Source organism: Pleurocapsa sp. PCC 7327 (assembly GCF_000317025.1).
Classification (GTDB): Bacteria; Cyanobacteriota; Cyanobacteriia; order Cyanobacteriales; family Microcystaceae; genus Hydrococcus.
Genome location: NC_019689.1, coordinates 3,853,536 through 3,871,941 on the forward strand (window position 1 = coordinate 3,853,536; position 18,406 = coordinate 3,871,941).

Consider the following 18,406-nt stretch of genomic DNA (forward strand, 5'->3'; position numbering starts at 1 on the left):
AGAGGGATCGATTGCGAATTGCGAATTGACATCGCTCATTGTAAGAATTCTTAATAAAAAGTCTCATCAAATCGGTTTACTCTACCCAAATAGGTAAAATCTCGAACTTTTGTAGCCAGAAATACACCAAACGTTAACTCAAAAGATAGGAAGTTTAGCATGAGTGTTAATTTAGCAACCATGTTGCGCGAAGGGACTAAAAAATCCCACACGATGGCAGAAAACGTTGGTTTTGTCAAGTGCTTTTTAAAAGGTGTTGTTGAAAAAAATTCATATCGCACGTTAGTGGCTAACCTCTACTTTGTCTATAGTGCGATGGAAGAGGAGATGGAGAAACTTCGCCAACACCCAATCGTCTCCAAGATTTATTTTCCGCAGTTGAATCGCAAGCACAGTTTAGAGCAAGATTTACACTACTACTACGGCTCTAACTGGCGCAACGAAATCAAGCTCTCAAAAGCAGGAGAAGCCTACGTTCAGCGCATTCGGGAAATTGCAGCCACTCAACCCGAACTCTTGGTCGCCCACTCTTACACGCGCTATTTGGGAGATTTGTCTGGCGGACAGATTCTCAAAAAAATTGCTCAACAGGCAATGAATCTCAACGGCAGCGGTACGGCTTTCTATGAGTTTCAAGATATTCCCGACGAGAAGGCATTCAAAAATCAATATCGCCAAGCAATGAACGATCTGAGCGTCGATGAAAAAACCGCCGAACAGATCGTTGCTGAAGCCAATGCCGCTTTTAGCATGAACATGAAGATGTTCCAAGAGCTAGAAGGCAATTTAATTATGGCGATTGGTCGCGTGCTCTACAATACTCTCACCCGCCGTCGGACTCCTGGCAGTACCGAATTGGCTACTTCTGAGTCCTAAATTTTCAGTTGCGAAAATTTAATAGATTCGGATTGTTTCAATCTTGAGTAAAATTTGACAATCCTGAAAGCTGGGTTGCGGTGAGTAAAATCGTTATCTAGCTGTCAGGATTGTCGGCTTTTTGAGAGGAATTTTAATTACCAGCACTAGAAAATCGCGCCATTTCTCTAAATCTGGGGGCGATCGCGCCCTTAAAATATAGACAAGTAATTAGCTGGGAGCGCGATCGCTTCTATCCAGGCTTAGTCTGGGAAAGTTTAGTCCAGGACTGTCCTGGACTAAAATGACAGCAATAGATAGATTTTAGCCGTCAGAAAAGACCATCCTAAACCTTCATATACCTTCTCTAATCCTTTCCTCTTTCCTAAATATAATTCCCCTCTAAAGTGGGTCTTAGTTCAGTGATTTCTCGGATTTTTTAGAACTCATGTATATAAAGATTTTCCAGTAAAAATACTTAAATATCGAAGAAAAATTTTGGGAACTATATAAACGAGTTCACCGAAGTTAAGCGAGAAGAAAATGTCGCTAAATGGCAAATTTGCTTACTTTTTAGATGTCCTCTTAAACAAATAGGGAAAATGTAAATGCTAGATAAGACAAAGATTTCTAATTCAAATCTCGTATTTCGTAAAAAACTTGATTGGCTTTCTGATAAAAAACTATACGGACTTGATTTAAAAAAACTTGAATTGGTTCTACTAGATCGTATCTCTGTACAGGACAAAAAATGAGAGTAGAGGTTGCAATAGGTGACAGAAAAAGGGTCTCATAGAAAGTTACCACACAATCGTTGAACCCCTATGAACCAAGTTAACCTACTGCGAGACAGTTTGAAACCCCTTCTCCCATGGCACGGTGCTCGACTCAATTTTCTGGCTTTGTTTTTAATTGCCCTCATCAGAGTTAAAACAATAAATTTGGTAGAGTTAGCGGTAGGGTTTAGGAGCGAGGCGAAAACTGGTTCAAACCATCAGCGATTACAACGGTTTTTCAAAAAATTCGACCTTGATTATTCTTTGATTGCTAAATTGATTGTTGCCTTAAGGAAAATTCCGCAGCCTTGGGTATTAAGCATTGACCGCACAGAATGGTCGTTTGGGCCAACTCGTTTTCATATCTTTAGGCTGGGAATCTTGCATCAAGGAGTAGCTGATCCGATAGTTTGGACGATGCTGTCGAAGAAAGGCAACTCTAACAGTGATGAGCGGATGGATTTAGTCGATAAGTTTCGGGAAATATTCCCCGATGCCAAAATTGATTATCTATGTGGAGATAGAGAGTTTATCGGCCAAGAATGGTTAATTAATTATTATCTCGGATGACTCGCCCACCACAGCTATTACTGACTATGGTAAGCGTTGGAGCGTTGAAACTTTATTTGGGATGTTGAAAACCAGAGGCTTTGGTCTCGAATCGACTCATTTGACTGACTCACAGCGTTTAAGTAAACTGTTAGCTTTGATGAGTTTGGCTTGATGTTGGGCTATTAAAACCGGAGATTGGTTATCGTCTCATCGTCCTCTCAAGGTTAAGAAACATGGACGACAGCAAGCTAGCGTTTTTCGTTATGGCTTTGATTATCTTCGCTCTATTTTCACTGATTTGGATTTGAAATCCGACGACTTTCTCTACTCTTTACAATTTTTGTCCTGTACTTAGAGATCGTATAGAAACTAGAGATAAGACTGAGTATCAGTATCTAATGATGTTGTTAGAAAATAAAGCTCCTAAATATACTGTTTATTCAGAAAAAGTAGAGCGCGAAAAACGATTGGGAGAGCAGATTGGTGGGATACCTCTAGGGTATAAGTTAGAAAGGATAAAACAATATAGCATTTCCCGATCTGGTGAGGTACAATGCAGAGAGCGAGCGCATGACTCGAAGTCAACTAAAAATGAAAGCCTATTCTCTTGACCTAAGACCAAAAATTATTGATGTTTATCATCAAGGCAATATATCTCAACGTCAATTAGCTAAACAATTCGGTGTTGCCTTAAGTTCGATCGAAAAATTACTCAAACAAGATCGACAAACCGGACAGATTGCTCCTAAAGTAAGAATCAAACAAACACCGACTAAACTTAACCCTGAACAATTAAAGGTTCTCCAAGAGTTAGTTAACAGTAATAAAGATGCTACTTTAGAAGAACTTCGTCATCAGTTAGCAGCCACTACGGGAGTGGGAATTAGTCGTTCAACAGTAGACCGGCTGTTGAGTCGGATGAATTTAACTCTAAAAAAAACACTACACGCTCCAGAAAAAGGCACAGAAAAAGTACAAAAGCAACGATTAGAGTTTTGGAAATTGCTCGATTCATAAAGGAGAGAAAATTAGAGCTTTAATTGAAGAAGCTGGGGCTAATTTACTTGATTTTCCTACTTACTCTCCTGATTTTAATCCGATTGAAAATTGTTGGCCAAAACTCAAAAGCATTTTCCGATCTCTTGATGCGAGAACTTATCCTGATTTAGCTCATGCCATTGAATTGGCTTTCAATCAAATCTCTCTTAATGATATTCGTAACTGGTTTGTTCATTGTTGTTAGTGTACCTTGCTAGACTGAAAAATGCTATATCAAAGTTTACGTACCTTAAAACAAATCGCTGATTATATAAGCAATGCCATTTCATATTAAATCTGCTAGTTGAGCGACAAAACTCAAATCGCCCTCACCCCAACCCCTCTCCCCGAGCGGGAGAGGGGCTTTCCACTTAAGACTTTGGTCTAATACCAATTTGAAATAAGAAGGCGACAGATGAATTTACAGAATTCAATCGTAGAAAGGGTTTCCCAATCCAAAATCCGCCGTTCTCCCGGAAGCGGTTCCGGGAGCGTGCGGCGGCTTCGCCAAAATCCAAAATCCAAAATGGTATAAAGTCCCTTCGCCCCTTGTGGGAGAAGGAATTTAGGGATGAGGGGACAAAGATTTGTCAGTCAACCAGTTAAATCCGTCTAATTAGCCATAATAATTAGCCATCATAGGTAGTGCGAAAGATCCTTCGCTTACACTCAGGATGCTTCGCGTCTTGCTCGTAAGCGGGACGTATATCCTAACGGATACGCTACGCTTTCCGCACTACTTGTTATTGTGGTTGTTCAACCGGATTGGATATCAGGTAAATAAACCGTCCCATTCTTACCACATCTTCTTAGCCGTAGCCGGAGATTCAAGCAAGGCGGCTTGTATTGAGGTTTGACCAGTGCTAGGGACAAGTTTCGGTCATCGAGAAAAAGCATTTACCGATCGGAACAGTGATACTAGGAGGCGCTCGAAAATGCTCTTATCATGGCTTTTAAAAGGGTCGTCGAGCTAAAGCTATGAAACAAAAAAACGAAACAGCAGTTTTAATCTTATCTTTGTTGATTACAGTCGGAATCTTAGGCGGCGGCTACTGGTGGTTTAGCCGTCAATCTGGCATGGATTTGAGCAAATTAATCCCAGGAGAGGGAAACCCCTCTCCAACGCCGAACGAAACCGTCAGTTCCCCAGAGAAATTACCCGCTCCAACTTCTCCGACTGCTTCCACTACCTTTTCGGCTCCAGTAACGGTTCCTAGGGGGACAACGGTCAGAATTGACGGTTCTACTAGCATGGTGCAAATTAACCAAGCGCTCAGAAATAGTTTTGAGTTGAGATTTCCAGGGACGAACGTGGATGCTACTGCCGATGGGTCGGATAATGGCATTCAGGATCTTCTAGCGGGGAATGTGGATCTGGCTGCGGTTTCTCGTCCTCTGACTTCCCAAGAACAAGCTCAAGGTTTAGTTGCCATTCCGGTTGCTAAAGACGCGATCGCGATCGTCGTCGGTATTAATAATCCTTTTCGCAGAGGTTTGAAGAAAAATCAAGTCGTCGAGATTTTTCAAGGAAAACTTACCGACTGGTCGGAAATAGGAGGACAACCGGGTACGATTCGGGTTATTAACCGACCTCGCGTCAGCGGAACTCGCCAAGTCTTTCAAGAATTATTTCTCGAAGGCGAGAATTTTGGCAATACATCCAACATTACTGAAATGCAGCGAGATGCAACGACTCCCATCTTGCGAGCATTAGGAAGAGATGGCATCAGTTATGCCACCTCCGCTCAGGTAGCCGATCAACAAACCGTGCGCACGGTTTCTGTGGATGGTTTAGATCCAGAAGCCGCCAATTATCCCTATCATCGGACGCTCTATTACGTTTACAAAAATCCAGCCAATGCAGCCGTTAAAGCCTTTCTCGGTTATGCGACTTCGCCCCTGGGGCAAGAGGTTATTTCTACGGCTAAATAAGCCTATACCCAATCGAGGACGCTAATCTAGAACTATCAATCGCGATGCGGAACTCAATAAATCGAGAATGGCTTCGGAAAAGTTTCGCCATCAGCTGCGCCAAGAAGCAGATCGATGGCAAGCAGAGGGATTAATCGATGAGACATTGTATGCAGAACTAGCTCGTCGCTATCAATTTGATGACCTGGCTATCTCTGAGCGCAACCGTTTTGTTGCTATCTTAATCGGACTGGGAAGCATCCTTTTAGGGCTAGCTACCATTACTTTTGTTGCCGCTAACTGGCAAATTTGGTCGAAAGAACTCAGGGTAGCGTCTTCGGTCGCTTTGTTTGTTGGCGTTAATGCAGTCGGATTTTACCTGTGGCAGCATCCGGTCGAACGATGGCAAGCTCGTCTCGGTAGAGGATTGCTGCTGCTAGGAGCATTAATTTTTGGGGCAAATCTCGCGCTAATGTCTCAAATCTTTCACCGAAGCGGCTCGCTCTATCACCTGTTTCTAGTTTGGAGTTTGGGAGTCCTGGCGATGGCTTATAGCCTGCGCTTGACTTTTTTGGGGGTGCTCGCCATACTTCTGGCGAGCATTGGCTATGTTGCGGGGATTATCACTTTATTTATGCCGGGGGAGGTTTCTGAATTTCGGATCGCGATCGAACATATGCCGCTCTTGGTAAGCTTGCTGGGAATTCCTTTGGCTTATTGGTGTCGTTCTCGTTGGCTTTTTGGTTTGGGATCTGTCTTGGTTATTTTTTCCCTAGAAGCCAATGTAATCATTTTTCTGGCAAATTTTATCAATTTCTCCCCAGGAACTAGGGGAATGATGGGCGCGATCGCCTGTTCGCTTCCGCCCGCGCTACTATGGGCGTATCGCGATTCTCTCTGGAACGTCTCTGTGGAGAAACTTTCCTTCGATGCGATCGCGCGCAATCTGGCACTATTTTTTATTAGCGTTCTGTTTTATCTTTTTTCATTTAACGGGATCTGGAGACCTTTTTCCTATCGCACGGGTTCGGAGATCGCGTGGCACGATTGGGTTAAACTGCTGGATCTCTTGCTGTTGGGCGGTTTGACCGTTTGGGCTTGGTGGCGACTGGGATATGGGACAGGCGCTGGGTGGCGGCTAGAAGGTAAGAACGCGATAGTTGGGGCGGCGATCTTAGTAAGTGCGACAATGGTTTGGTGGCATTTGAGCGTAGGCGCATTGGGCGCGATCGCAACGTTAATTTTCAATGCCCTTTTATTTCTCTTTGCGGTTGGGTTTATCCGCAAAGGGCTAGCAACTGGAAATCGTCTCAGTTTCTGGGGAGGCATTCTTTTAACGGTGTTACAGATTGTCTCGCGGATGCTCGAATATGAAACTGACTTGCTGGCTAAGGCGATCGTTTTATTGCTCTGCGGTCTTGGCATAATCGCGGCTGGATTGGGGTTTGAGAGATATTTACAGACTTTGAAGGCGTTGCGAGCGACAAATGATGAATAAAATTTCCAGTTGGCGGTTTTGGGTTCCCCTGCTTTTCCAATCGGCACTGATTTTAGTCGTGCCCGCTCAAGCGATTTATACCCATTTTTCCGGCAAAACTATCGTGCTTCAAACGCTTCCCGTAGATCCTTACGATCTGTTGCGCGGTCGTTCGCTCAGGCTTAGATACAATATATCTAGGGTCGATGCTCTCGAACGCCTGCCGGGTTGGGAAACGATAGTCCAATCCAATCGGGGGGAAAAGCAGACCGCTTTTCGAACTGGAACGCGATTCTATGTCATTCTCCAAGCCCCCGCTAAAGCAGCAGAACCAGGACAGCCTCCCCGTGCGTGGAAACCCGTAGCCGTCAGCCACGATCGCCCTTCAGATTTACTGAGCGATCGCGTTGCCTTAGAGGGAAAACAGTCTATTTATCCCTGGATTGATTATGGTCTAGAAACTTATTATTTTCCTCAAGAACAAGGCGACGAAATTAAGGCTCGTATCGGTCAAACACTAGGAAATTCAAACAGAGAACGTCCTTTCGCAGTCGAAGTTAAAGTCGATAGTCAGGGTCATGCCATTCCTCTGAGCCTTTGGATAGGCAATAACAATTATCGTTTTTAATTGAGGAGTAGTAAGTAGTTAGTGGTTAGTGGTTAGTTTTCTCCCTTGTCTCCGGAGTCTCCCCACCCTTCCCACACTCCCTGTTCCCCAAGTCTTTCTCTCTCTAACTAAAGCTCCGCGCGTACCGTAAACTCATAATCTCCCCCTGGTTCTAATTGATAATCCCAGCGTTCTAAAAAACGTCCCAGAGGTTCAACGATTAAGGCACGCCCTAACGACGGTTGTATTGATAAATGTCCCCGCCGAAAATTCCATTGAAACTGCCACTCATAGGCGGCTGCTCTGACTTCTCCTTCGAGCTTACCCTGTTGCCAGGACTGGTTAGTAATGCGAACGTAGGCAATAGTTTCTGGCAAATTTCTAGAACTCACGGATGTCTGACTACTTGACTGCTTCAAAAGATTAAAATAACAAATCAGTTCCCAATTGTCAGTTCGCTAATAACTGATGTCTAATCTATCTTTCGATACAAATTGGAATTCAGAAGATTTGGATAGTGCCATTCTGAGCTTTGAAGCCATTCAGGAGGAACTCAACTATAAACAAGCTCAAAGTTCTCTAAGAGACTTAGTTAACAAAATCGATCTAACGGCTCAAGAAAAAATCGGCTTAGAGACAGAGATCGATCGCCTTGCCGATATGCTAGAAAAGCTGGAAGCTTCTGTCGTACAGATTGCTGCTTTTGGCATTGTAGGACGGGGAAAATCTTCGGTTCTCAATGCACTTCTAGGACAAGATATCTTTCAAGCAGGTCCGCTACACGGAGTAACTCGCACGATAGAGAGTGCGAATTGGCAACTTACCCAGGAAAGTCTCGGCGACAATCTATCTGAAATCCAGCGTCTTGCTTTACCGGGTTTGGGCAATTCCCAAATTCAGCTCATCGATACTCCTGGACTCGATGAAGTCAATGGAGAAACCCGTGAAATCATGGCGCGTCGAATTGCCAAGCAGGTAGACCTAATTTTATTCGTCGTTTCTGGCGATATCACCAAGGTCGAATTTGAGGCGCTTTCTCAGTTGCGAGAAGTCGGAAAACCGATGATACTGATCTTCAATAAAATCGACCAGTATCCCGAAGCCGATCGCTTGGCAATTTACCGCAAAATTCGCGACGAACGGGTAAAGCAGTTACTTTCTCCTAACGAAATTGTCATGGTAGCTGCTTCGCCATTGGTAGCAGAGGCAGTGCGAGACAAACATGGCAAGCTGAAGATGCAGCGCCGTCGCGGAAAACCTCAAATCGAAGAACTGAAATTAAAAATTCTCGAAATTTTGCACCGCGAAGGGAAGTCTTTGGTTGCTCTCAATAGCATGCTCTATGCCGATGAGGTCAACGAACGAGTAGTTCAGCGCAAAATGGAAATTCGGGAGGGAGCAGCGAATCAGTTAATTCACAAAGCAATGATGACAAAAGCCGTCGCGATCGCTTTGAATCCCGTTACCGTCCTTGACCTTCTGACGGGTGCTGTTATCGACGTGGCAATGATTATCGCCCTATCTCGTCTCTATGGCCTCCCCATGACGCAACAAGGCGCGATCGCCTTATTAAAGAGGATCGGACTTAGCATGGGAGGAATCAGCGCTAGCGAATTCTTAGCTGCTTTAGGATTGAGTTCGCTAAAAGGATTGTTAGGGATAACGGCACCCGCTACTGGCGGAGCGTCGCTAGCACCGTATTTATCCGTTGCCATTACGCAAGCTGGCGTTGCTGGCGTGGCGTGTTACGCGATCGGACAAGTGACGAAGACTTATCTCGCCAACGGCGCATCTTGGGAACCCGACGGACCAAAAGCCGTGGTAAAAAGCATTCTTAACTCGCTCGATGAAGCTTCGATTCTCAATCGAATTAAATGGGAATTGAGCGCAAAACTGACTCGGCGTTAACTTATATCGGTTTAAAAAATGTTGGCGACAGATAGCTCTCTAAAACGCCCATTAGAAGTACCTTTCAAAATCTGCGTCTGGGCAGTCGCCGCACGCCGCTGGAATTGACGAATTCTTTGAGGGACAAGGGGAAGGGGGAAACGGGAGTGTGGGGGATGAGGAGGTGTAGGAGCTAGTTGAGTGACAAAACTCAAATCGCCCTCACCCCAACCCCTCTCCCCGAGCGGGAGAGGAGCTTTCAACTTCAGGCTTTTGCCTGAAGTCCCTTCGCTCCTTGTGGGAGAAGGGATTTAGGGATGAGGGGACAAACTTTTCCTACACCTCCTACACTTCCCTCTCTTTCCCAATCCCAATGACTAATGACCATTGACAAAAGACTATTCCGCCCATATCGGAGTTAAGAAAACTACGATTTTTCAATAATCCCGCCGCCAAGTAAAACATCTCCGTCGTAGAAAACAGCCGCTTGCCCTGGCGTAATGCCAAACTGGGGTTCGTCGAAAGCCAGCTTGACGCGCGATTCTCCGAGGGGAATCACGTTGACTGGGGCAGGAGATGAACGGTAGCGAACTTGTACCTCAGTGCGAATCGGGGTAGTAGGTTCGGGGATAGAAACCCAATTCATGCGCCCTACCACGCATTCCGAACGTCCGGCGCTGTCGCGATTGCCGACCACAACCCGATTCATAACCGGATCTAGTTTCACGACATACAGCGGTTCGGCTGCCGCAATCCCCAGACCTTTGCGCTGACCGATGGTGTAATGATGGATACCGCTGTGCTTTCCCAAAACTTTTCCGTCTAGATCGACGATCTCGCCTTCTTTTTGGTTAATATACTTATCCAAAAACGCCTGCATAGAACCGTGTGCTTCGATTAAGCACAAATCCTGGCTGTCTGGCTTTTGGGCAGTTTTGAGACCCAATTGAGCGGCAATGCGACGGGTTTCTTCCTTGGTTTGATGCCCCAACGGAAACACTGACGCTGCCAACAAATCTTGCGTTAGGTCGTATAAAAAGTAAGATTGATCTTTATTGCGATCGACGGCTCGCAACAATTGATAGCGCTGGCTCGTCTCATCATAACGAATGCGAGCATAGTGTCCAGTGGCAATGCGATCGCAGTCTAATTGTTCCCTGGCGTATTTCAACATCGGCGAGAATTTCACCGTCCTGTTGCACTGAGAACAAGGCAGAGGGGTAATCCCGTCTTCATAACCGGACACCAGATAATCGATAATATTTGCCTGAAAAACGTCTCGGCTATCGACGATGTGGTGGGGAATTCCCAATTGTTCGCACACCATCGCCGCATCCACCATTCCTTCAGAACAGCATTGTCCTTTACCCTTCATCAGCCAAAGGGTAAGACCGACAACTTCATATCCTTGATGATGGAGGGTGGCAGCAGCAACCGAACTATCAACTCCACCCGACAAGCCGACGACGACTCTGTTCATACCTGTTAAAATTAAAGACTTATTTCTGCTTTTTCTAGGCTAACATTATCAGTATTAAAATTCAGGGTATCGAGTTAAGCTCTTTTCCAGTCGGGGAAAGAACTTGACCCAGAAGAAGGTAGGCAAAAAAGCCTTCTTGAGTGAGAATCAAAGGTGTGAGGAAAACTGAGATGAAATTGCAAACCAGTGGATTTCTTATTTTACTGGGACTCGAAGGCGGTTTGGGATTTTTCTATGCTGCTGTTGCAATTGCGCAAAATCCGCCACCCGTCTTGGAAAGCCTGCCGCCGCCCCCTCCCGTTCGCGAGGTTCCCAATTCTCCAACTTCGTCCGATAATAATGCTTCGGTAGTTCGAGAATACAGGTTTCGGGCACCCCAAACATCTCCCAATCCCATTCCTAGCCATTCTTTGCCTCCTTATTCCCCTACAGCAGCGGAACTCTATCGCGTAGAAGTTTTAGCAAGAAGCGAAGCCATGCTAGCGCGGGTGCGAAAGATAGAACCGACGGCATTCGTGCGTCGGGGAGAGACGGTGATTCAAGTCGGTCTATTTCGGACGCGATCGCAAGCAGAACGGCGCCTCCACCAACTAAAAACGCAAGGCTTATCAGCGCGAGTTATTCGAGTGAAAAATCATGCCGGGGCAGTCGATCGCGAGACGCGATCGAGATAAATTTCTCGATCGGACAATCGAGAACCTATGATGGGTATAAGTAACATTCTGGATGGGTTCGGATTGCACTATCGATGACCATTGACCTGCAAAAACCGATCGATTTAGCGCTAAAAGCAGGGGCTAGCCACGCAGAAGTCTATCATTCTCGCGCCTTGTCTCGACCTGTCTTTTTTGAAGCCAATCGACTCAAACAGTTAGAAAGTTCTCAATCGGAAGGAACGGCACTTAGATTGTGGCGAGAGGGATGTCCGGGGTTAGCCGTGGCTTATGGCGAAGTAGATCCAGAAGTCTTAGTAGAAAGAGCGATCGCGCTTTCGCGCCTCAATCCGCCAGAAACCATCGAATTAGCCGAAGCTAGGATGGCTATCTATCCAAACGTCGGCGAAGAGGTAGCTGTAGAAAAATTAGTCGAAATCGGCAAGAATGCGATCGCGCAACTGCGAGATGCTTACCCGGATTTAATTTGCACTGCGGAGTTAGAAAGCGAACGAGAAACGACGATTTTACTCAACTCTCAAGGACTCCACTGCGAATACACCGATACCTCGGTCAGTTATTTTCTCGGCGTGGAATGGGTTAGAGGAGAAGATTTTTTAGGCATTTACGACGGGGAATACACGAGAGGTTCTCTCAATCCCGACAAAGTGGTCAAGCAGATACTACAGCGCTTGCAATGGGCACAAACCAATGCTCCCCCTCCAACAGGGCGCATCCCCATTTTATTTACTGCTAACGCGGCAACGATGTTATGGGGTACGGCAGCGGCAGCGTTAAATGGCAAATCAGTTCTAGAAAAATCTTCGCCCTGGAGTGACAAACTCGGCGAACTCGTCGCATCCGAGATGCTAACGCTTTCTCAACAACCGGATAAGGAACCCTATAGCTGTCCCTTCGATGACGAGGGAACGCCAACCCAAACCCTTTCTTTGATTTCCCAGGGACGAGTCGAACAATTTTACACCGACCGAACCACGGCGCGCGCGCTAGGCACTCAAAGTACTGGAAATGGATTTCGTCCTGGTTTGGGTCGCTATCCTACACCAGATTTAGTTAACTTGCTAATCGAACCCGGTAAAGGTTCTCTAGAAGAGTTAATCGCCCAATTAGATGAAGGATTACTGGTAGATCAAATGTTGGGCGGCGGTGCGGATCTTTCTGGCGATTTTTCGATCAATGTCGATTTAGGCTATCGAGTTGAAGGCGGCAAGATCGTTGGGCGGGTAAAAGATACGATGGTAGCGGGCAATGTCTACACGGCATTAAAGAAAATAGTTGCTTTAGGCGGCGACATTGATTGGAATGGTTCTTGCTATACGCCTTCGTTAATCGTGCAAGGATTGTCGGTAGTGGGATAACTCAAAAGAATGATCGCTCAACTCAGCACTGATGTTCTCGTTGTTGGCACAGGAACGGGCGGAACTGCCGCCGCTATTCAAGCTGCCCGTCGCGGCGTTCAAACTATTTTGGTTAGCGAGTTCGCTTGGTTGGGCGGAATGCTGACGGCAGCAGGCGTTTGTGCCCCCGATGGCAATGAATTAGCGGCCTTTCAAACCGGGCTGTGGGGGGCTTATTTGCAAGCTTTAAGGCACAGACAAAGAGGAGGATTAGATAACAGTTGGGTTAGTCTGTTTGCCTACGATCCTCGCACGGGAGCGAAAATTTTTGCCGATTGGGTCAAGCAGCTACCGAATTTACATTGGATTAGCGGGCAAACTCCCCTAGAAGTTATACGTCGGGGCGATCGCATTATAGGAGTTAGATTTGCCGATTATATTATTAAAGCCAAAATTACTATCGATGGCACAGAACTAGGAGATTTACTCGCTTTAGCAGAAGTTCCCCATCGTTGGGGTTGGGAGTTACAAAGCGAATTTAACGAACCTAGTGCCCCTACCTGTTTTAACGAACTAACTAATAAATATCCCGTACAAGCCCCTACTTGGGTATTCATTTTAAAAGATTACGGAGACTCTCCCTCTCTCTTTCCCTCCCCCCATTTCTCCCTCTTCCCCTCTTCCTTCCAGGGTGCCTGGAGTAACTATGGAGGAGAAAAATTTTTAAATTATGGGCGGCTTCCTGGAGGATTATTTATGATTAATTGGCCCATCTGTGGTAACGATTATGGAGAGAGGATGGGACGATTAATTGAATCCGAAACGTCGCGACAAGAGTTTCTTCAACAAGCGTATTGGCACAGTTATAACTTTGCCCATTTCATTCAAACAGAATTGGGACAACGCTATGGTCTAGCCCAAAATATTTTTCCGCAAAAATCATTACATCATTCCTTCGCACTCCATCCTTACTATCGAGAAAGTCGGAGAATTAGAGGACAAGTAACGATCGCAGAACGCGATATTTTACCAGTTAATGGCGGGTGCGTTGCAGCATTGCCGAGAACAGAAAATGGAGAAGTCAGCGCGATCGCAATTGGTAATTATGCTAACGATCATCACTATCCCGGCATCAACTTTCCATTGCAACCTAAATCGATTCGCTGGGGCGGACGTTGGACGGGTACGCCTTTTACGATTCCCTATGGTTCTCTAGTACCAACTGCAACAGAAGGCTTGCTGGTTTGCGAAAAAAATATTTCGGTTTCCCACATCGCCAATGGTTGCACTCGCTTACAACCCGTCGTGATGAATATCGGTCAAGCGGCGGGTATGGCAGCGGCATTATGTATCGAGTTAGATTGTCAGCCGCAAGAAATACCAATTAGAAGCCTTCAAGAAGCATTATTAACCGATTCTATTGCTCCCTCTGCTGTTATTCCTCTGTTCGATCTCCCACCCGAACATGGCGATTGGCTTTACTGGCAAAAATATTATTTAGACCATCCAGAAGACTATCCGCTAGATGGAAATTGCCATTGTCAAGAGATAGTTTTTGAAGTACAAAATTGTAGTTGTTTTACGGGAGTCTTTCATTCACGTCAGCATCAGCAATATAGCATTACTTTAACTGAGCCAACCCAACAAGGAAAGAAAACCTGGTCGTTAATTACTACGCGCCCTGAAGTGAATCTGCAATTACAAAATTGTAGGAATGGTCAGTTAGTCTCTCTGTTGGGACAATGTAATTTTTCTGGGGGATGGTTGGTCGTAGAAAAAATAAGGATATAACTAACCTGAGTTCCGGATAAGGAAAAGGACGGGTAGTAAGCTGAAAGTACCAACAATTCAGATAACCTGTCCTATGTTTAGTTTAGACGCTTTATTTTGTCATGTAGATGATTTCTATCAAGAGTTTGAAGCAAAATGGCGACAGAAACTGTTAAATCATGGAGAAAAGCAGCGACATAGGGCTAAAAACCTCTGTTTAAGCGAGACAATGACGATTTTAATTGGTTTTCATCAAAATCATTTCCAAAATTTCCAGCATTTTTATCTATACCAGGTACTAGGGGTTGTTAAATAGCTATCGCATATCTTAAAGAGCAATATGCGATAGGTACGTTAGAAATAAAAATAGTGCAGCTTTGAGCTTTCTTCTTTGTCGAGGAGTACATCAAATGGATGTAGAGTGGCTAGAAAAATGTCAGAAAAGTTCTCATAGAGCATTAGCATGGCTAACACAAAAGATTCAGTCTGATGGTTCATACGGTCTTAAAATCGGCGATCTGGCTTGTTATTACAAATCTCCTTACCTATTTTATCTATCTGGTCTGAGCGAGGAAGCTAATCTCATTTTAAGGACAATTAAAACCAGATTTTTGCAGCTAGATGGCGATTTTAAGACATCATCTGATTTGAAAAGCGCCAATGATGCCTTTGAGGAATATTGGGCATATACAAATGCTTGGATTGCGATCGCGGCTCAAAAAATGGGACGCTTTGATGTTGCTACGAAGGCATATCAGTACCTTAAATCCTTCTTCCATGAAAAGAATGGAGGATTTACTACTAATAAACCTTACGGTAAATCAAATAATGTTGTAGATGTCCTGACAACCGCTCATCTTGGATTAGCTGCTTTGTATTTTGGCGAACTCGATCGAGCTAAAAGCGCAGGGAATTTATTAAAGAAGTTTATCTCGATGCAGCCAGAGCTAAAATCGGGTTTTTATCTTCGTCTAGATGACAATGGCGAACTTATAACTAATTATGCTCAGGAGAAAGAAATCTTTTATCAAGTTAGTGCCGTTAAACCATTACAAGCATATTTTATGATTGGATACCCCATTGCCTTCTTAGGCAAGCTTTATCAGGCAAGTAATGAAGATGGCTATCTAGATTGTGCTAAAAAATATCTTGATTTTGCGCTCGGCTGTCACGAAAACATTCGGGAATTTCATTTTAGTCATAAGGTAGCATGGGGTTCAGCAGTCATGGCTAATCTGACTAGAGAAACACGATATATCGATTTGGCTAAAAGCATTGTAGATTATCTTTTAAACATTCAAGATCCAAGTGGTGCTTGGTTGAAAGATGAACCTTCCCACGTTTCCTTCGATCAAACAGCAGAAATTGCCATATGGTTGAGAGAAATATCTACAGAACTAGTAGGAATATAACTGAATGGCACTAAGAATTCCCATCAATCATAGATGCGATCGCAATCCTTGAAGAAATTGAGCATGATTTGAGTCAATGGTATGGCAATCGTCGGTTAGTCGTATAAAGTCTGGCTAGAGAGACTAGAGAGAATAGTGAGGTAGCTTTAATCGTTGCCACTGCGATCGCCATTTCTATTGTTATCTATGCAGTATCCAAATCGGTAGCCGCCATCATCACGGCTTGGCGCAAATTCATGGTTTCGAGCAACTAAATTCATTTATGGAAAACAAAGAAAAACATAGCATCGATATTCGAGTAACTAGATCGATCTATGGGGTATCAATTACGAATTACGAATTAAAGCGAAGCGACTTAACCTGCTACTTCTCCTGTCAAAAACGCACCCAATAGCTGCTCTAAGTAAATCTCTTCGGAGTCTGATAAGACTGTATCGGGAGCGCACACTCGCGTGACTTCGGCTTTGAGAGCTGGGGTGAGATAACCGTCTTGTAATGCCTGTTTGACAATTTCTTGAAGACTCATAGCGAAAGAATTCTCCTCCCTTTTTAGTCAGTCTTAAACTATCGTTTAACTGTTAACTGCTAAAGAGTACTTCAACCATCATGGTCGGATTTCCGCATAGAAGTCCCACTAAAATTAGTTTCTGTCGAGACAAATATATTTTTGATATCTTCTATCACATCTATAATATCTTGTAAAGAAACTTTTAAAAGAGATAGGATACCGATCGCGATGAGAGTCGTTCCAATCAAGAAATTATTATCGTATAAAACCAATCCAACAATAACAATGAAATAGGGAGAGATAATTCTGCTAATTTTTTCCACCGTATTGACAAGTTCAGAACTCTCTTGAGTAGGTTCTCGATTGGAGCGATCGAATAACTCAAACTCCTCCGTTTTTTCTTCTGTTTTCGCTAGTTGAGATGACATCATAGTATCTAGCAAATCGGCAGGATCGGAGGGTTTATTTTCTTTTTGCGGTTTTCCAAACATTTTCTAATCGCATCTCCTATAACATCTTTACTATGGTAGCCAAAAATTCGGCAGAAGATTCTTACCAATGTCGCGTACTGTTTTATTAATCGTTCGCGCTATCTGAATATGGGGTTCGTCTGCTTCTACTGGAATGATTTTTGCCGCTTCTCCTATGCCAAAGCGTTCAATAACGAGATTTGCCGCCTCCAAACCCGTCACGTAAGCTTTTTCTTGCGACCAAGAACCATGATTGGTTACAATCCAATCGCCACTCATAAATAAGTTAGGAATGCTAGTTTTTGCTCTCAGGAGATATTGATAGCTACCTGGGGCAAAATGAGTCACTCCTTGACGAACTCGAATAATACTTCTATCTACGACTTTTGCCTCTCGAAATTCAGGAACGCAAGTGGCTAAATCTTGATGAACTTTTGCTACAATTTCTTCGTCAGTCATAGGCAATAATTGATTAGCGTGATAAAAATCCGCTTCTACTACGCTACCCGATTCGTCTTTGTATTCGTCCTGTAAAGTATTGAGATCGAAAAATGTCCATCCCGTCGTGGGATCGAAACCAAAACAAGCATTAGATGGCAGAGAAATGCTAATCTTGCGATCGAACCACAACCGCACGGCTAATACATCAATTCCTCCCAAATTCATTAAATTACGAAATTCTGGAGAAGTATTTAATGTCTTGCTACCCGCGACAATCTTTTTAATCCCACTAACGCTAACGGCAAAAATTACGGCATCTGCATCGAAAGTTTCCTCTCCACAAACAACGGCTTTAGCATTACCCATTGCATCTAAAATAACGTCATCAACTCGTTTATTAGTAAGGACTTTTCCGCCTACTTTTTCTATCTTCTCCACCCATGGCTGAAAAATTTTTTCTCCTACCGTTCCCCGACACCAAACAACATCAAAATCGGGTTGATGAGCCAATATAAAATAATAGAGCATTCCGAGGGCAGCAGCGGCGCTACATTGTTCCCCTGGTGTAAATAAACCCACCAATAACATGGGTTCAAAAGAGTCTTTATACAACCTTGCAGAAACGCCAAATTGTTTAAACAATTCCCTGGCAGTTACTTTGTCATAGCGCTGCCACGCTTCGTCAGAATTATCGAAATCTATGACGGCATAGAGAAAGGGTAAGGCAGAGAGTCTATCGATTAGAGGTAAGCGTTTGAAGCGAGTATAAAGGAAAATTCCCAGAGGCGTAGGCAATCTCAGTTCGTTTTGAAAGATAGGGGATTCAACTTCCAATCCTGCCGGAGAATATTGAGAGGAACGGGTAAAGGGAGTGAAAGGATTGAGTCCTAATTCGTTGACGAGACTGAAGATATTTTGATAGGGATACCAAAAACCGTGAATTCCTCCTTCTACAGAACGTCCGCCGGGGGTTTTCCATCCGGCGACTAATCCGCCTGGATAGGGTGCGGCTTCTAGGAGAGTAACATCATAACCCTGTTTGGCAAGGTGATAGGTTGCCCCCAATCCTGCCCAACCCGCACCGACGACAACGACTCGTTTTAGTGGCGATGTTTCTGACATCCTTGTACCTACTAAGTTTCTTGTCCTAGCATGCCACGATCGTAAAGTTGCGTGAAGCCTAGACAGATAGATTGATTGACAAAAGCGAT

General features: G+C 44.4%; 15 protein-coding genes and 3 pseudogenes. 12 read left to right on the forward strand and 6 right to left on the reverse strand.

Annotation, left to right across the window (positions count from 1 at the left end; translation table 11 throughout):
• Positions 1–159: 159 nt before the first annotated feature.
• The 6 genes and pseudogenes from PLE7327_RS17400 (at position 160) to PLE7327_RS17425 (ending at position 7,237) form a co-directional block, all read left to right on the forward strand.
• On the forward strand, positions 160–876 hold the full coding sequence (locus tag PLE7327_RS17400) for a heme oxygenase (biliverdin-producing) (protein WP_015145110.1): 717 nt from the start codon (positions 160–162) through the stop codon (positions 874–876).
• 803 nt (positions 877–1,679) lie between these two features.
• A pseudogene (locus PLE7327_RS23615) lies at positions 1,680–2,538 on the forward strand (transposase).
• Between the two features lie 236 nt (positions 2,539–2,774).
• A pseudogene (locus PLE7327_RS17410) lies at positions 2,775–3,426 on the forward strand (transposase).
• 773 nt (positions 3,427–4,199) lie between these two features.
• Positions 4,200–5,153: a phosphate ABC transporter substrate-binding protein gene (locus PLE7327_RS17415; RefSeq protein ID WP_015145112.1), complete on the forward strand. Its 954-nt coding sequence runs from the start codon at positions 4,200–4,202 to the stop codon at positions 5,151–5,153.
• A gap of 67 nt (positions 5,154–5,220) precedes the next feature.
• Positions 5,221–6,630: a DUF2157 domain-containing protein gene (locus PLE7327_RS17420; RefSeq protein WP_015145113.1), complete on the forward strand. Its 1,410-nt coding sequence runs from the start codon at positions 5,221–5,223 to the stop codon at positions 6,628–6,630.
• Positions 6,620–7,237 (forward strand): GDYXXLXY domain-containing protein, encoded by a 618-nt coding sequence (locus PLE7327_RS17425; RefSeq protein ID WP_015145114.1) that lies wholly within the window; start codon positions 6,620–6,622, stop codon positions 7,235–7,237. The genes PLE7327_RS17420 and PLE7327_RS17425 overlap by 11 nt, the downstream gene beginning before the upstream one ends.
• Positions 7,238–7,344: 107 nt before the next feature.
• Here the strand turns inward: PLE7327_RS17425 and PLE7327_RS17430 are convergent, their stop codons facing one another.
• The gene (locus PLE7327_RS17430) at positions 7,345–7,608 is read right to left on the reverse strand and encodes a DUF3146 family protein (protein ID WP_015145115.1); all 264 of its coding nucleotides are present in this window, start codon (positions 7,606–7,608) and stop codon (positions 7,345–7,347) included.
• A 76-nt stretch (positions 7,609–7,684) separates the two neighbouring features.
• Here PLE7327_RS17430 and PLE7327_RS17435 point away from each other — a divergent pair, with 76 nt between their 5' ends.
• On the forward strand, positions 7,685–9,124 hold the full coding sequence (locus PLE7327_RS17435; protein ID WP_015145116.1) for a GTP-binding protein: 1,440 nt from the start codon (positions 7,685–7,687) through the stop codon (positions 9,122–9,124).
• Positions 9,125–9,368: 244 nt separating this feature from the next.
• Here the strand turns inward: PLE7327_RS17435 and PLE7327_RS26185 are convergent, their stop codons facing one another.
• On the reverse strand, positions 9,369–9,491 hold the full coding sequence (locus PLE7327_RS26185) for a hypothetical protein (RefSeq protein WP_015145117.1): 123 nt from the start codon (positions 9,489–9,491) through the stop codon (positions 9,369–9,371).
• Between the two features lie 39 nt (positions 9,492–9,530).
• Entirely contained in the window at positions 9,531–10,583 is a 1,053-nt protein-coding gene (mnmA, locus tag PLE7327_RS17440; protein ID WP_015145118.1) for a tRNA 2-thiouridine(34) synthase MnmA, read from the reverse strand.
• Between the two features lie 170 nt (positions 10,584–10,753).
• On the opposite strand from mnmA, the gene PLE7327_RS17445 reads away from it, so the two are divergent.
• The 5 genes and pseudogenes from PLE7327_RS17445 to PLE7327_RS22815 all read left to right on the forward strand — a co-directional run bounded on the left by PLE7327_RS17445 (position 10,754) and on the right by PLE7327_RS22815 (position 15,776).
• Positions 10,754–11,257 (forward strand): SPOR domain-containing protein, encoded by a 504-nt coding sequence (locus tag PLE7327_RS17445; protein ID WP_015145119.1) that lies wholly within the window; start codon positions 10,754–10,756, stop codon positions 11,255–11,257.
• A 74-nt stretch (positions 11,258–11,331) separates the two neighbouring features.
• Positions 11,332–12,615, forward strand: coding sequence for a TldD/PmbA family protein (locus tag PLE7327_RS17450; protein WP_015145120.1), 1,284 nt, complete (start codon positions 11,332–11,334; stop codon positions 12,613–12,615).
• A 9-nt stretch (positions 12,616–12,624) separates the two neighbouring features.
• On the forward strand, positions 12,625–14,385 hold the full coding sequence (locus PLE7327_RS17455; protein ID WP_015145121.1) for an FAD-dependent oxidoreductase: 1,761 nt from the start codon (positions 12,625–12,627) through the stop codon (positions 14,383–14,385).
• A gap of 73 nt (positions 14,386–14,458) precedes the next feature.
• Positions 14,459–14,662: pseudogene (locus PLE7327_RS26705) on the forward strand (IS982 family transposase); the annotation flags it as partial.
• 112 nt (positions 14,663–14,774) lie between these two features.
• The gene (locus PLE7327_RS22815; protein ID WP_015145123.1) at positions 14,775–15,776 is read left to right on the forward strand and encodes a hypothetical protein; all 1,002 of its coding nucleotides are present in this window, start codon (positions 14,775–14,777) and stop codon (positions 15,774–15,776) included.
• A gap of 355 nt (positions 15,777–16,131) precedes the next feature.
• On the opposite strand, the gene PLE7327_RS24940 is transcribed toward PLE7327_RS22815, so the two are convergent.
• The 3 genes from PLE7327_RS24940 to PLE7327_RS17475 form a co-directional block, all read right to left on the reverse strand.
• Complete coding sequence (locus tag PLE7327_RS24940; RefSeq protein WP_015145124.1) at positions 16,132–16,302, reverse strand: hypothetical protein; 171 nt, start codon at positions 16,300–16,302, stop codon at positions 16,132–16,134.
• A 71-nt stretch (positions 16,303–16,373) separates the two neighbouring features.
• Positions 16,374–16,775, reverse strand: coding sequence for a hypothetical protein (locus tag PLE7327_RS17470; RefSeq protein WP_015145125.1), 402 nt, complete (start codon positions 16,773–16,775; stop codon positions 16,374–16,376).
• Between the two features lie 30 nt (positions 16,776–16,805).
• Positions 16,806–18,317 carry an FAD-dependent oxidoreductase gene (locus PLE7327_RS17475; protein ID WP_015145126.1) on the reverse strand — a complete coding sequence of 504 codons (1,512 nt, stop codon included), beginning with the start codon at positions 18,315–18,317 and terminating at the stop codon, positions 16,806–16,808.
• Positions 18,318–18,406 lie beyond the last annotated feature (89 nt).